The 14,109-nt window shown below is 63.0% G+C and carries 11 protein-coding genes and 1 pseudogene; 6 read left to right on the forward strand and 6 right to left on the reverse strand.

The window, feature by feature from the left end:
- The first annotated feature begins 1 nt into the window (after position 1).
- From AC56QQ_RS06075 to AC56QQ_RS06085, 3 genes are all read left to right on the forward strand, one after another.
- Entirely contained in the window at positions 2-1,084 is a 1,083-nt protein-coding gene (locus AC56QQ_RS06075; protein ID WP_497125919.1) for an ABC transporter substrate-binding protein, read from the forward strand.
- A gap of 114 nt (positions 1,085-1,198) precedes the next feature.
- On the forward strand, positions 1,199-2,275 hold the full coding sequence (locus tag AC56QQ_RS06080; protein ID WP_497125920.1) for an extracellular solute-binding protein: 1,077 nt from the start codon (positions 1,199-1,201) through the stop codon (positions 2,273-2,275).
- Positions 2,272-3,582 carry a flavin monoamine oxidase family protein gene (locus AC56QQ_RS06085; RefSeq protein ID WP_497125921.1) on the forward strand — a complete coding sequence of 437 codons (1,311 nt, stop codon included), beginning with the start codon at positions 2,272-2,274 and terminating at the stop codon, positions 3,580-3,582. Before AC56QQ_RS06080 ends, AC56QQ_RS06085 begins: the two co-directional genes overlap by 4 nt.
- Here AC56QQ_RS06085 and AC56QQ_RS06090 read toward each other — a convergent pair.
- From AC56QQ_RS06090 to AC56QQ_RS06100, 3 genes are read right to left on the reverse strand one after another with little or no spacing between them, the layout of a single operon-like run.
- On the reverse strand, positions 3,546-4,619 hold the full coding sequence (locus AC56QQ_RS06090; protein ID WP_256752766.1) for an ABC transporter ATP-binding protein: 1,074 nt from the start codon (positions 4,617-4,619) through the stop codon (positions 3,546-3,548). The genes AC56QQ_RS06085 and AC56QQ_RS06090 overlap by 37 nt on opposite strands.
- A gap of 37 nt (positions 4,620-4,656) precedes the next feature.
- Positions 4,657-5,481, reverse strand: coding sequence for an ABC transporter permease (locus AC56QQ_RS06095; protein WP_497125922.1), 825 nt, complete (start codon positions 5,479-5,481; stop codon positions 4,657-4,659).
- Positions 5,478-6,395 carry an ABC transporter permease gene (locus AC56QQ_RS06100; protein ID WP_497125923.1) on the reverse strand — a complete coding sequence of 306 codons (918 nt, stop codon included), beginning with the start codon at positions 6,393-6,395 and terminating at the stop codon, positions 5,478-5,480. Before AC56QQ_RS06100 ends, AC56QQ_RS06095 begins: the two co-directional genes overlap by 4 nt.
- Before the next feature lie 258 nt (positions 6,396-6,653).
- On the opposite strand from AC56QQ_RS06100, the gene AC56QQ_RS06105 reads away from it, so the two are divergent.
- The gene (locus AC56QQ_RS06105) at positions 6,654-8,072 is read left to right on the forward strand and encodes an aminotransferase (protein WP_497125924.1); all 1,419 of its coding nucleotides are present in this window, start codon (positions 6,654-6,656) and stop codon (positions 8,070-8,072) included.
- Between the two features lie 47 nt (positions 8,073-8,119).
- Here AC56QQ_RS06105 and AC56QQ_RS06110 read toward each other — a convergent pair whose 3' ends face one another.
- The gene (locus AC56QQ_RS06110; protein WP_497125925.1) at positions 8,120-9,322 is read right to left on the reverse strand and encodes an aromatic ring-hydroxylating oxygenase subunit alpha; all 1,203 of its coding nucleotides are present in this window, start codon (positions 9,320-9,322) and stop codon (positions 8,120-8,122) included.
- Between the two features lie 514 nt (positions 9,323-9,836).
- Between AC56QQ_RS06110 and AC56QQ_RS06115 the strand changes: the two genes are divergently transcribed.
- Entirely contained in the window at positions 9,837-10,247 is a 411-nt protein-coding gene (locus AC56QQ_RS06115) for a hypothetical protein (RefSeq protein WP_489858097.1), read from the forward strand.
- A gap of 120 nt (positions 10,248-10,367) precedes the next feature.
- On the opposite strand, the gene AC56QQ_RS06120 is transcribed toward AC56QQ_RS06115, so the two are convergent.
- Both AC56QQ_RS06120 and AC56QQ_RS06125 read right to left on the reverse strand, forming a co-directional pair.
- The gene (locus AC56QQ_RS06120) at positions 10,368-12,455 is read right to left on the reverse strand and encodes a PAS domain S-box protein (RefSeq protein ID WP_497125926.1); all 2,088 of its coding nucleotides are present in this window, start codon (positions 12,453-12,455) and stop codon (positions 10,368-10,370) included.
- A gap of 141 nt (positions 12,456-12,596) precedes the next feature.
- A complete protein-coding gene (locus AC56QQ_RS06125; protein ID WP_489858095.1) occupies positions 12,597-13,370 on the reverse strand; it encodes a response regulator in 774 nt (257 codons plus the stop codon).
- A gap of 45 nt (positions 13,371-13,415) precedes the next feature.
- On the opposite strand from AC56QQ_RS06125, the pseudogene AC56QQ_RS06130 reads away from it, so the two are divergent.
- Positions 13,416-14,103, forward strand: a pseudogene (locus tag AC56QQ_RS06130) (winged helix-turn-helix domain-containing protein).
- The last annotated feature ends 6 nt before the right edge of the window (positions 14,104-14,109 follow it).

Genomic DNA, 14,109 nt, shown 5'->3' on the forward strand with positions numbered 1-14,109 from the left:
AATGAAGACATTGACTCGACGCCTGACGCTGACACTGGCTTTGGCGGGAACATTGGCGGCCTCGGCCACCGCACTGGCGATCGCCGCCGACAAGGACCTGATCGTGTTCGACTGGTCCGGTTATGAAGATCCCAGCTTCCATCCGAAATATGTCGAGAAGAACGGCGACTCGCCGACCTTCGCCTTCTTCGGCGATGAGGACGAGGCGTTCGAAAAGGTTCGCTCCGGCTTCAAGGCCGATCTTGGCCATCCCTGTTCGCAGAGCGTGGTGAAATGGCGCGAGGCAGGCCTGCTGCAGCCGCTCGACACCTCTAAGATATCAGGCTGGAAGGACCTCAATCCCGGCATCATGGCGATGAAGGATCTCGCCACCACGTCGGACGGCAAGGCGTGGTTCATGCCGTGGGACTGGGGCAACACGCAGCTCACCTACAACTCTTCCAAGATCGACGCCAAGGATGTGCAGTCGCTGAAGGCGTTCGCCGATCCCAAGTTCAAGGGCCGGGTGTCGATCGGCGACAATGTCGACGACGCCTACGCGCTGGCGAGCCTTGCCATCGGCCTCAAGGACTGGACCAAGATGACGGACGACCAGTTCAAGCAGGCGTCGGATTTCCTGCGCCAGGTGCACAAGAACGTGCGCTCCTACTGGACCGATACCACGGACGTCGTGCAGCTGTTGAGCGGCGGCGAGGTCGATCTCGCCTGGGCATGGAACGATGCAACGGTCCAGTCGGTTGCCGCCGGCGTGCCGATCAAGGCCAAGAAGGACACCGACGAAGGCATCTCGACCTGGGTCTGCGGCTATGTGCTGTTCAAGGATGCGCCCGGCAATGTCGACAAGGCCTATGACTATCTGAACGCGGTCAACGATCCGGAGACCGCCAAGGTGCTGGTCAAGGACTGGGGCTATGGTCAGGCCAACGCCAAGGGCATGGCCGGCGTCGACCAGGCGGTGCTGAAGGAAAAGGGCTATGACGACGTGCAGAAATTCATCGACAAGACGCTGTTCCAGTCGCCGGTGCCTTCCGATCTCAAGCTCAAGATGATCGCCGAATTCGAGAAGATCAAAGCCGGCTATTGAGCCCTCTCTGGAATGCCATCCGCCCGCCGGTCTGGTGGGCGGACGGGCTCGCCAAGTGAGTGGAATTCTCCTAACCTCGCAGCAGCTTTTTTTCGCGATGGGGAATTTCGCGCCATGAAGTCAGTGCTACGCCGCCTTGCCCTTGCAGCCGTGTGCATGATCGGCGCCGGCGCGGTCTATGCCTTCGCGGAAGGCGGTGGGGATCTCGTGGTGTTCGACTGGTCGGGCTATGAGGACCCGCTGCTGCATCCGGCCTACACCGCCAAATATGGCGCCGAGCCGACCTTCGCCTTCTTCGGCGACGAGGATGAAGCGTTCGAAAAGATGCGGGCGGGTTTCAAGGCCGATATCGCCCACCCCTGTTCGCAAAGCGTGGTCAAATGGCGCGAGGCCGGCATGCTGCAGCCGCTCGACACCGCCCGGATCGCCGGCTGGAAGGACCTCAATCCGGGCATCATGGCGATGAAGGATCTCGCCACGACCGCCGACGGCAAGGCCTGGTTCATGCCGTTCGACTGGGGCAACACCTCGCTGCTCTACCGCACCGACAAGGTCACGGCTGACCAGGCGCAATCGCTCAGGATCTTCGCCGATCCGAAATTCAAGGGCCGCGTCACCATCGGCGACAATGTCGACGACGCCTACGCGCTGGCAAGCCTCGTCATCGGGCTGAAGGACTGGACCAAGATGACGGACGCGCAGTTCCAGGAGGCGTCGGCCTTCCTGCGCGATGTGCACAAGAACATCCGCTTCTACTGGACCGACGACACCGACCTCAACCAGGCTTTCATCGGCAATGAGGTCGACCTCGTCTGGGGCTGGAACGAGACCTTCGTCACGCTGAAGGGGCAAGGCATGCCGATCGCCATGAACCGCGACACCAAGGAGGGCATTTCGACCTGGGTGTGCGGCTATGCGCTGATGAAGGATGCGCCGGGCAAGCTCGATGAAGCCTATGATTTCCTCAGCGCGGTCAATGCGCCTGGCGTGTCGGACTACATGGTCAAGACCTTCGGCTACGGCCACGGCAATGGCGCCGGCATGGCAGCAATCGACCACAAGGTGCTGGTCGACCGTGGCTTCGACAATCTCGACAAGTTCCTCGACAAGACGCTGTTCCAGCAGCCGGTGGCACCGGAACTCAAGCAGCGGATGGTCGCCGAGTTCGAGAAGATCAAGGCCGGCTATTGACGAGCGAACCGGAAAGAACCGACGTCGTCATCGTCGGTGCCGGCTTTACCGGCCTGTCGGCAGCGCTTGAGTTGAAGGCAGCCGGCATCGATTTCGTCCTGCTCGAAGCGCGCGACCGTGTCGGCGGGCGCGTCGAGGCGACATCAAACGGCCTTGGCGAGCGCGTCGACAGCGGCGGTCAGTTCCTGTGCGAGGATATGCCGGAGCTGATGGCGCTACTGCGGGCGCGTGGCAAGACGCTGGTCGAGACTTTTGTCGACGGCGAATTCGTCTCCCAGCCAATCCTGTCCGCGAGAGAGGCCGAGCGCACCTATCTCGCCTCGATGGCGATCCGCGACCGCATGAATGCGATCGCACCGGACGATCCGACCATTGCCGGCTTGACCGTCGCCGCATGGCTCGATGGTCAGAGCGACCCTGAAGCGGCCAAGGCGGCGTTTCGCTCGATGATCGAAGGCCTGTGGTGCCAGGCACTGGAAAAGATGCCGCTCTGGCACCTTATCGACAATGATCGCCGCATCACCAATGAGGTGTCTGAACTGCAGTATTTCGTGCGCGAAACCATGCATTCGCTGGCCGACGATCTGGCCCGCGATCTCGGCGATCGGCTGCGGCTGAGCGCCGCGGTCACGGTGATCGGACACGGGCCGGGAAGGGTTCGTCTCGCCTCGACGGCGGGCACCATCGAGGCTCGGACGGTGTTGATCGCCGTGCCGCCGGTGATGGCCGCGAAACTGGATTTTTCGCCACCGCTGCCGGCGGCCTTGGCCGGGTCGCTCGGCGTCTGGGAAAGCGGCGCCGTGATCAAGGTGCTGGTGCGCTATCCCACAGCCTTCTGGCGCGACCACGGCCTGAGCGGCATGGTGATGTGGCGTGACCTGCCCGGGCTTTTTGCCTGCGATGTCGGCAAGGACGATGGCCATGCGGCGCTGGTGGTCTTCATCGGCGGGCCGCTCGCCTTGCGCTGGCGCGAACTTGGCGATGCTGGACTGCGCGTCGAAGTGACGGCGAGGCTGGTCGAAGCTCTTGGCGCGCAAGCGGCTGGCATCCTCGATTTCAGCTGTCGCGACTGGACGCATGACCGTTGGAGCGGCGGCGCGTACGGCGATCTCATCGTCGATGCGACGGCGACCGACGCCGAGCGCACGCTCCTGGCAGGCGCTGCGCCGGTCCACTTCGCCAGTTCGGAACTGTCGCCGTCATTTCCAGGCTATGTCGAAGGCGCGATCGTTGCCGGACGCATCGCCGCGCGCAAGGTCATGGCAGAGTTTCAGTCCGCCATCGCCACCAGCGCTTCTGGATCATAGGCGAGGCGGATCGAGGTGCCGACCGGGATGTCGTCGGCGCCGAAGTCGTTGGTCTCGGTCACCGACAGCGGCTTTTCCAGTCCCGGTATCTCGACGATCAGATGGGTGATCTCGCCGAAATAGTGGCGTTCGACCACCTTGCCGGCGACCTCGAACTTGGCTGTCGCATTGTCCCACAGCACGCGCAGGCGTTCAGGCCTGATGCCGAGCGTGGCGGCGGCGCCGTTACGCACAAAGGCCTTCGGCTTGTCGGTCTTGACGCGACCGAAGCCCAGCGTGTCGACGACCAGTGAGGCGCCGTTCTCCTCGACGATCTCAGCCTTGACGAAATTCATGCCGCCGAGGAAGTCGGCGACCTGGCGGTTGACAGGCCGCTGGTAGATCTCCTTGGGCGAGGCGACCTGCGCGATCCTGCCGCCGAACATCACGGCGATGCGGTCGGACATGGCCAGCGCCTCATACTGGTCGTGGGTGACAAGGACGAAGGTGATGCCAACCGCCTGCTGCAGGCGGCGCAGTTCGACCTGCATCTGTTCACGCAGCTTCTTGTCGAGCGCCGACAGCGGTTCGTCAAGCAGCAGAACCTTGGGACGCATCACCAGCGCGCGGGCGAGCGCGACGCGCTGCCGCTGGCCGCCAGAAAGCTCGGTGGCAAGGCGCTTGCCGAGCCCGGTCAGCGAGACCTGCGCCAGCGCCTCCTCGACACGGCGCTTCTCTTCGCCGCCCTGCAGCCTCAGCCGCTTCAGTCCGTAGGCGACGTTCTGCTCTACATTGAGATGCGGGAAGATCGCATAGCTCTGGAACACCATGTTGGTCGGCCGGCGATTGGCCGGGATGCCTTCCATCGGTTGCCCGCCAACCGAGATCGAGCCACTGGTGGGATTGTCGAATCCGGCGATCATCCGCAGCAGCGTGGTCTTGCCGCAGCCGGATGGGCCGAGCAGGGAGAAGAATTCGCCCTCCTTGATGGTCAGCGAAGCGTCGTCCAGCGCCTTGAACGCCCCATAGCTGCGGGTGACGTTGCGGATCTCGATCATCGGTCGATCGGATTGGGGCCGCTCGGTCTGGGGCTGCTCAGGCATAAAGGCCTCCCTCGTTCTGGGTGCGTCTGGCGGCACGGCGACGCAGGATTTCGGCGACTGTCATCAACAGGAAGGAGGCAACCAGCAACAGTGTACCCAGCGCCAGCACGCCAGGCAGTTTCGCCGCGAAACGCAGCTGGCCCCAGATGTAGATCGGCAGCGTCGCTTCGGTGCCGGTCAGGAAGAAAGCGATAATGAATTCGTCGAGCGAGATGGTGAAGCAGACCAGCAGGCTGGAGATGATGGCCGGCGCCACCATCGGCAACGTCACGCGCCGGAAGGTGCCGAAGGCACTCTCGCCGAGATCGGCGGAGGCTTCCTCCAGGCTGCGGTCGAAGCCTTCGAAGCCGGAGGTCAGCACGGTCATCGAATAGGGGATGCAGACCAGCACGTGGCCAAGCACCACAGTAAAGAGCGACAGGCTCAAGCCCAGTTGCAGCATCACCAGCAGCATCGAGATGGCGACGATCACCTCGGGCAGCACCAGTGGCGCCATGATCAGGCCGTTGATGGCGCGGCGGCCGGGGTAGCGGTAGCGGGTGATCGAACGGGCGGCGAGGATGCCGAGCACGGTGGAGAGGATCGCGGCAGACACGCCGACGATCAGGCTGTTCCAGGCGGCGTCGAGCAGGGCCGGGGTGCGTGGCAGGTCCTCGTACCAATGCAATGTGAAGCCGGTGAGCGGAAATTTCGGCGTCGCCGCCGTGTTGATCGAGAAGATCGGCAGGAAGATCACAGGCAGATAGAGAAAGACCACATAGAGGAACGCGTAGGCCGGCAGCCAGCCGCCGGCCAGGAAGCGCCGCGCCGCCGTCATCGCGCCAGCCTCTGCAGGGCGCGGATGATCAGCACCGTGGCGCCCGCCATCAGCGTCACGATCACCATGGTGGTGACGGAAAGGGCGGCGCCCAGCGGCCAGTTGGAGGCCTTGCCGAACTGCGCCTGGATGGCATTGGCGATCATGACGCCGTCCTTGCCGCCGACGAGTTTCGGCGTGACATAGTCGCCGACGGTCGGGATCATGACGATCAGTGCCGCCGAGATGACGCCGGGTGCGGACAGCGGCAAGGTCACGCGCAGGAACGAACGCAAGGGGCCGTCGCCAAGGTCCTTGGCCGCCTCGACCAGCGTGCGATCGACCTTTTCCAGCGAAACGAAGATCGGCAGGATGGCGAAGGCCGCCCAGGCATGGGTGAGCGTGATGATAACGGCGCTGGAATTGTAAAGCAGCGCCGTCGACGGCTCGTCGATGATGCCAAGGCCCATCAGGCTGGAATTGAGGACGCCGTTGTAGCCGAGGATGACCTTCCATGACATGACGCGCAAGAGATAGCTGGTCCAGAACGGGATGGTGATGAGGAACAGCCACAGGCTCTTGTGACGGCCGCCATGGAAGGAAATGAAATAAGCGATCGGATAGGCCAGCAGGACGGTGAGCAGACTGACCGTCAGCGAGATGTAGAGCGAGCGCCACAACAGATCTCGGTAGATCGGCTCGGTCAGCGCAATGCGGTAGTTCTCCAGTGTGAAGCTGCGGTCGATGGTCAGGTAGTGCTGCGTCCAGAAGGAATGGGCGATGACCACCAGGATCGGCAGGACCACAAGGATGAGCGCGTAGACAAGGGTCGGACTGATCAGGGCAAGACCCTGCACGGGTTCGGACTGCAGAAGGGCATTTCGTCTGGCCCGCGTCATGCGCAACGGGGGCGACCCTTCCGCGGCCGCCGTCATTGCAGGGCTCCGGGTGTGATCGCGGTTGCTGGCCTGGACTGTCCCGCCATGCGGCATCCCATTGTGCTGGTGCCGGCTCTCTGTTCCCCTTGCCGGCTTTCTTTCATCATGCGCGCATACGCGGATTGAAATCAAGCGCTATTTCTGCGATATTGATTGAACGGACATTCAAAATTTGATGAAGAAAGTCGGCATTTCCGGCCTTTGACGCTGAATTTCATGCCCGAGAAGAATTCGTCGAAATGATGCGAGGCAATGATGGCTGCTGCTAGGGACATGAAGGTGCCGGAAATGGCCCGGGCCGCGGAGGACGATGCGGTCGAACTGGCCAAGCGCCATCTCATCCAGCCCTGGCCGTTCGCCGGCTCGGTCGGTGCCGAGGCGCGCGCGCTGATCGGCGAAGGCGATGGCATCTACATCACCGACAGCACCGGCAAACGGTTGATCGACGGGCCTGCCGGCATGTGGTGCGTCAATGTCGGCCACCGCCGCGAGGAGCTTGCCAAGGTGATGTACGACCAGGCTATGGCGCTGTCCTACAACACGCCCTGGTACACGATGAACGCGCCTTCGGCCGAACTTGCCATGCGCATAGCCGGCCATGCGCCGGGCGATCTCAGCCACGTCTTCTACACCACCGGAGGCTCTTCGGCCGTCGAGACAGCGCTGCGCTTCATGCAGTTCTACAACAATGTGCGTGGCCGGCCGGAAAAGAAGCTGATCCTGAGCCGGGGCGGCGCCTATCACGGCTCGACCTATCTGTCGGCCTCGCTCAACGGCCGCCCGCGCGACCGCGACTGGATGGACGGCGCCGACGAGCTGGTGATCAAGCTGTCTTCGCCGGATCCGTTCCGCCGTCCACAAGGCATGAGCCTTGCCGCCTTCACCGATTTTCTCGTCGACCAGTTCCGCGACACGGTCGCCCGCGTCGGCGCCGACAGGATCGGCGCTTTCGTTGGCGAGCCGGTGCAGGCATCCGGTGGCGTCATCGTGCCGCCCGACAGCTATCTCAAGCGCATCCGCGAGATCTGCCGCGACAACGACATCCTCTATGTTTCAGACGAGGTAGTGACGGCTTTCGGCCGGCTAGGCCATGTCTTCGCCTCTGGCGACGTGTTCGGCATCGATCCGGACATGATCACCTTCGCCAAGGGCGTCACCTCGGGTTACTTCCCGCTTGGGGGCGTCATCATCTCGGAGCGTCTGCTGGAGGAACTGCGGCGTTCGAACCATCCGGACGCGATGTTCGGCCATGGCCTGACCTACACCAGCCATCCCATAGGCTGCGCCGTGGCGCTGAAAAACCTCGATCTGCTGGAGGAGAGTGTGCTTGCCCGCACGCAAGAGGTCGCGCCCTATTTCCAGGCGCAACTGAAGACCTTGGAAGAGCTGCCGCTGGTCGGCGAGGTGCGAGGCGTGGGGCTGATGGGCTGCGTCGAATGCGTCGCCGACCGCGAAAGCAAGGATCCGCTGCAGCTCGACAAGGATGTCGGCAAGCGCATCGATGCGCATTGCCATGAGCTTGGCCTTTTGGTCCGGCCGCTGATCAACATGTGCGTGATGTCGCCACCGCTGATCATTTCGCGAGAGCAGATCGACGACATGGTCGGCATCTTGCGCGAAGGCATTTCACGCACGATGGATGATCTCAGGAAAGAAGGGGTGTGGCGGGGATGACGGCCGATCTCCCTCACGTGGGGAGATCGCCATCTCTGCCTTCGTGCCTACGACCGCGACCTGAGCGCGTCGTTCAAATTCCACATGTCCTTCTCCTCGGGCGCGGTCTCCAGCCCCAGCACCGGCAGCATCTTGCGCAGATGGTCGTGATGGGTGCGCACGCCATATTCGAGATCCGAGAGGTAGAAGCCCTCGAAGGCTTCGGACAGCATGGATTCGTTCGACCACACCGAGAGCTGCACGTCTTCCGACATCGTGTCGCGGTCGATGCGGAAGGAGAGGTAGCGGGCGGCGGCCTGCTCGCGGCTTTCGTCGCGGTAGCGGTAGATGGCGCCGCGCAGCAGCGTCTCACCCGTCGACAGCGGAAACTCCTGATAGAACTGCACCGATTCCGGCATCACCGAAATGACCGCATTGGGGAAGATGCCGTAGTAGACCCAGGCCTTCTTCAAATAGTCCGGCAGATGCGCCGGCTCCGGCGCGATCTTGACATAGTTCCTGACGCTCCAGCGGCGGCCGGCATGCGGGTTGTAGGTAGCGAAGGAGCGTGACACGCCATTGATGAAGGGTTCGTCGAAATAGGTGGCGCCATAGAGATCCTGCAAGGCGGGGTGCGCCATGGCGACATGGTAACCTTCATTGTCGACGTCGCGCACCGACTTCCAGTTGACCGGGGTCTTCTGGGTCCAGATACCCCAGGAAGGCACCATGTCGGCGGCCTTGTAATGCGCGAATTCGGGCTCGATCGGCTTCATTAGCTCGGCGACCGACGGCTGCGGGCCACCGTTGCGGAAGCGGATGAAGACGAAGCCCATCCAGACTTCGAGATCGAGCGGCATCAGGCCGAACTCGGTCTTGTCGAGATCGGGGAAGGAGCGCGGGCGCGCCGCACCGCGCAGCGTGCCGTCGAGATTGTAGACCCAGCCGTGGAAAGGGCAGACCAGGGCGTTCTTGCAATTGCCCTGGCTGTCGGCGACGACGCGGCTGCCGCGATGGCGGCACATATTGTTGAAGCCGCGCACCACGCCGTCCTTGCCGCGCACGATCAATGCCCGCTCCCCAACCACGTCCATGGTCAGATAGTCGCCGGCATTCGGCAGGTCGGAGACGTGGCCGACGATCTGCCAGTGATTGCGGAAGACATGCTCTTTCTCGAGCTCGAGAAGGGCATCGGAGTGATAACTCCAGCCCGGCAGGCCTCGCCTGTCCCAATCATTGGGGATCGCCACGTCACGGAGGTGCGGGTTCATGGGCGGGTCTTCTTTTTATTGAATGACTGTTCAATAAAATCATATTTTTCATTGAAATGCAATGGCTTGTAGAAATACGAGGCTCGCATGAACCCTCATTGGAGCCGCCCTGAAACCGGTGCGGCCGAAGAAAACCCCGGGAATTCCGAGCCTTAACATGGGTTGTGGAGCGCGCTTTCCGCGTCGGCATCAACGCTTGATGCGGGAGAAATCTTGCCCGTTTCCCGCAGAAAAAATGTGCCCCGCTGGCCGGAGTGTGAGGTCGCTCATAGTTCGACTGGCTGCGTTTGAGCTTTGCTGCCTAAAATAGATAGCTCAGCAACATCCTGATCGCGCACATGAAACGGCTTCGCAAACGAACCAATGCATCGGAAAGTGACCGATTTTGCCCGGATATGCCCGTATCCGTTGTTTCGGAGCTGTTACACGGGCATCCATCACGTATCATTCGCCCGTTACCTAGTGCGGTTAAATTCGTTTTATAGAAAAAAGAAAATCGACGAAGGGAACGACGATGCATGAGAAAGTCCAGATTGCCAGCGCCGAGCGCCGCCTCCAGGCTCCAGAGCGCTCTGACCGCCGCCCGAAACTGGCACTGCGCCAGCGCGCCAGCGACCACCCCATGGCGATGTTCATGGCGCTGGCTGCTTGCGCCTTCGCCGGCATGGCGTTCACCCCGACGGTCGGGCCAGCCTTCGCTTCCTTGAATCCGCCAGCCAACATCGTCGAAGGCGCATCGACAACGACCAAGACCGCGCGCCTGCCGGTGCCGACGATCGACTTCGCCTGCAAGGGGCAGTCCTGGGGCGCCGAGAGCGTGGATTGCCTGCGCGCCATCGCCGAGCAGTCCGGGACGCACAAGGCCCGCGCTATCCGCATGATCGCCAACGCCGCGCCGCTGACCAACACGCCGAACATTTTCTGATTTTTGTCGAAGCATGATCTCGAAATTCGGTTCCCACTTCGGGACCATGCTCTGACCTCCCCGAGCGCTTCCTCCAGCGCTCCCTTCGGCTCCCGCCCGCATGTCGGCCGGGAGCCTTTTTTATCCTTTGAATGTCGCCTGTTCGGCAATGGCCGACAGCACGCTGCGCACATCCAGCGTGCTGAACGGCTTTTCCAGGATCTGCGGCCGCTGCTGCGCCGGCAGGGCCTCGATTTCGGCTTTCGCGCCGATCAGGTCGCCGGTGACCAGCACGAAACGCCGGGCCAATCCAGGCCTTTCGGCAAGCAGCTCCCGATAGATTGCAATGCCGCTGGTGCCGGGCATGCGCAGGTCCGAAAAGACGATGTCCGGCGGCATATGGCCGTCTAGGGTGGCAGCCCCGGATTCCCAGACGGGTGCGACCCGCGACTTGATGCCCATCAATTCGAGAATGTCGGAGAGCGAGCCGGCGACATCGGGCTCGTCATCGATGATCAAGGCATGGCGCAAGCCGCTCGAGCGCGGCTGGTTCTCGCCGGCAATGGCGATGCCAGCCGAAATGGCCGGCAGCTGGACGACGAAACGCGCCCCTCTCGGCAGCACTTCCTCGAACCAGACATTGCCATTGTGCCGTTCGATGATCGATTTCGAGATCGACAGGCCGATGCCGGTGCCGACGCCGACCGGCTTGGTGGTGAAATAGGATTCGAAGATGCGGTTGCGGATCGCTTCCGGCACGCCAGGGCCATTGTCCTCGACCGAGAAGCCGGGTTTGCCCAGTTCGCTGCGGAAGGTCCGCACCTTGATCAGCCGGTCGCCGGCTACGTCGGCCAGCGCATGCTGGCTGTTGATGAGGAAATTGGCCGCCACCTGTGTCACATGATCGGCGTCGGCCATCGCCAGCAGCGGACCGGCAGCGAAATCGGTGTCGATGATGATGCCGCTCGATCGCGCGCCATAGGCGGTCACCTCGAGTGCCGCGCGGATCACCTGGTTGAGATCGGTCTCGGCTTGTGCCGCGGGATGCAGGCGGACCATCGACAGGAAGCTCTTGACGATGCGGCCGCAGCGCTCGGCGGCGGCACGCACTTTCTCGGCGCGGACCTTGGTCTGCGGATCCGAGGCGAATTCGTGCAGCAGCGTCGATTGCGCCACCACCACGGCCAGCGGGTTGTTGAGCTCGTGCGAGACGCCGGCCAGAAGCGAGCCCATCGCCGCCATCTTCTCGTTCTGATGTAGCTTCTCGCGCTGCCGGTTGATCTCCTCCTCGGCGCGCAGCCTGTCGCGCAGGTCGCGGATCGAGCCGAAGATCAGGCGGCGGTCGGCGACGCGCATCTCGGTCGCCGTCAGCTCGATCGGAAACACCTCGCCGGCGGCATTCTGCGTCACCGTCTCGAGTCGCTGGCCGACCATCGGCGCGCCGCGGCCCGACATATAGTCGGCGCCCGACGAATAGCCCTTGCGGTAGTATTCCGGCACGACGGTATCGAGCAGGTCCTTGCCGAGGATGTCGCTGCGCTGAAAGCCGAACATCTTTTCGGCGGCCGGGTTAAATTCGATGATCGATCCGGCCTCATCAATGACGATGATGGCGTCGAGCGAGGCCTGCAGCATGGTGCGGCGGATGACCTCGCTGGCATGAGCATCGGAGGGCGAGCGTTCGATGGCGTCGCCGATGGCGAGCGCGATGATGTGCAGCGTCGCCTCTTCCTCGTCGGTCCACTCCCGCTCGTCGACGCAATCGTTGACCGCCAGTGTGCCCCAGAGATGGCCATGCGCGAAGACGGACACCGACAGGAACGACTTGATGTTCTGCTTTTCGAAATCGGTTCTCAGAAAGCCCTCGAGGTTGCGCGTATGGCCGGCGAAGACCTTGCCTTGCCGTTCGTCCTCGGCCAACCGCTCCAGCAGCGGATCCGAATTGACGATCGATTGCATGATAACGGTGGGCGACGCCAGCTCGCCGCCGAAATCGGGGTCGATCCAGTAGGCGGCGACCGACTGGGCGAAACCCTGGCCGGGCAGCTCGCGCAAGCGGAACAGGATGCCGCGCTGGCATTCCATGGCGCGGCACAGCGTTTCGAGGATGCCCTCCATCTCGCGCTGCCAGTCGCCGGCCTCGCGCAGCCGGCGAACGACACGCACGGCCGCCATCGCCGCGCCCTGGCGATCGCCGTGCATGTCCGTGTGTGCTGCGTCAGTGGTCATGGTCAGCAGTCATGGTCGGCTGTCATCGAGATCCACATTAGCAAATTTTGGAATTTGGTGGGTCTGGATTTGAAAATTCACGGCGCGGGGACCACCAAGGTAGCCCGAACGCCGAACCTTCTCACCAGGCCGTTGCGCGGCTCAGTTGCCGTCGCCGGCCGGCAACGAGAAGATATAGCCTTCACCGCGCACCGTGCGCAGGAATTTCGGGTTGGCCGGGTCGGTCTCGATCTTCTTCCTCAGGCGCATGATGCGAATGTCGACCGCGCGCGATGATTCAGGATCCTCGGTGAAGCCGATCGCCTCGGAGATCGCGGCACGCGTCAGCAGCCGGTTGGCGCGGGTCAGGAAAACCTCCAGCACGTCGAATTCGCTCTTGGCCATGTCGATCACCGCCCCGTTGGCGCCGGTGACCAGCCTGCCGTCGAGATCGGCCTGGAAGGGACCGAAAGCAACGGAACGGCGGTCCGTCCTGGCCTTCTTGTCCTGCGGCTCCGTCGGCTGCGGGACGCGGCGCAGCACACTGCGTACTCTCGCCAGCACCTCGCGCAATTCATATGGCTTGACGATGTAGTCGTCGGCGCCGAGTTCCAGCCCGACGATGCGGTCGAGCGCGGTGCCGGCGGCGGTCGCGTAGATGATGCCGATCGGCATCCGCGAGCGCAGCCAGCGGCCGAGCGAGAGGCCATCCTCGCCCGGCATGGCGATGTCGAGAATGGCGAGATGGAACGACTGCGTTTCCAGCAGGGTTCGTGCCGCTGCAGCGCTTTCAGCGGTGACCGTGTCAAAGCCGGCGGCGCCGAGATATTCGGCGACCGCGTCCCTAAGGTCGGGCTCGTCCTCGACGATGATTATTCTTGCCCGCACGATGCTCTCGCTCCCACTTTCAGTGGAAAGTAGATTGGGTATAAACATGATGTCCAGCACTCATATCTGGTTGCCAGGGAACGGTTGGAAAACATGGCCGCACGATCCGTCATCGCGCTTGTTTCCGTAGCCGAAGTGGTCGCGACCGAACTCGCCGACCATCTCGAGCGGCGTGGCCACGATGTGCGTCAGGCGCGGCAGCCGTGGGAGGCCGAATCGCTGCTCTCGGGGAAGGGAATCGAGGTCGTCGTCGTTGGCGACAGCCTCAGCCAGGCGGAAGGGCGTGATCTGCTGCGGCGCCATGGCGGCGAGGACGGGCCGGATTTCATCCTGATTTGCCGGCCGGCCGATCTTGTCGACAAGGTGCTGGCGCTCGAGCTCGGTGCGGCCGATGTCGTCGAAAGCCCGCTCAATGTCAGGGAGCTCGCCGCCCGTGTTGGCGGCCTGCTGGCGCGGCGCGGCAGGCCGGCCCGAGGAGTTGATTGTGCTGGAAAATGCGACCGTCGATCTGAGGTCGGCCATGGTCATGCATCGCTCCGGCACGGAGGAGCAGCTTTCGCCGGGTCAGGTCGCGCTGCTCAGGCTGTTCCTGGCCAGTCCGCGCAAGGTGTTGACGCGTGACGACATCATCGCCGCGGCGCCAGCCGAAAACGCCGACGCCTTTGACCGCTCGATCGATTCGCGCATCGTGCGGCTGCGCCGCAAGCTCGATACCGAGACCATCATCACCATACGCGGCGCCGGTTACCGGTTCGATCCACCGCGGCAATTCGACGACTGACGGCCG

This window comes from Mesorhizobium sp. RCAM 05099, assembly GCF_059683685.1.

Coding starts and splice junctions, on each gene's coding strand:
- AC56QQ_RS06075 (WP_497125919.1), top strand. CDS start 2: ATGAAGACATTGACTCGACGCCTGACGCTGACACTGGCTTTGGCGGGA.
- AC56QQ_RS06080 (WP_497125920.1), top strand. CDS start 1,199: ATGAAGTCAGTGCTACGCCGCCTTGCCCTTGCAGCCGTGTGCATGATC.
- AC56QQ_RS06090 (WP_256752766.1), bottom strand. CDS start 4,619: ATGATCGAGATCCGCAACGTCACCCGCAGCTATGGGGCGTTCAAGGCG.
- AC56QQ_RS06095 (WP_497125922.1), bottom strand. CDS start 5,481: ATGACGGCGGCGCGGCGCTTCCTGGCCGGCGGCTGGCTGCCGGCCTAC.
- AC56QQ_RS06100 (WP_497125923.1), bottom strand. CDS start 6,395: ATGACGGCGGCCGCGGAAGGGTCGCCCCCGTTGCGCATGACGCGGGCC.
- AC56QQ_RS06105 (WP_497125924.1), top strand. CDS start 6,654: ATGGCTGCTGCTAGGGACATGAAGGTGCCGGAAATGGCCCGGGCCGCG.
- AC56QQ_RS06110 (WP_497125925.1), bottom strand. CDS start 9,322: ATGAACCCGCACCTCCGTGACGTGGCGATCCCCAATGATTGGGACAGG.
- AC56QQ_RS06115 (WP_489858097.1), top strand. CDS start 9,837: ATGCATGAGAAAGTCCAGATTGCCAGCGCCGAGCGCCGCCTCCAGGCT.
- AC56QQ_RS06120 (WP_497125926.1), bottom strand. CDS start 12,455: ATGACCACTGACGCAGCACACACGGACATGCACGGCGATCGCCAGGGC.
- AC56QQ_RS06125 (WP_489858095.1), bottom strand. CDS start 13,370: ATGTTTATACCCAATCTACTTTCCACTGAAAGTGGGAGCGAGAGCATC.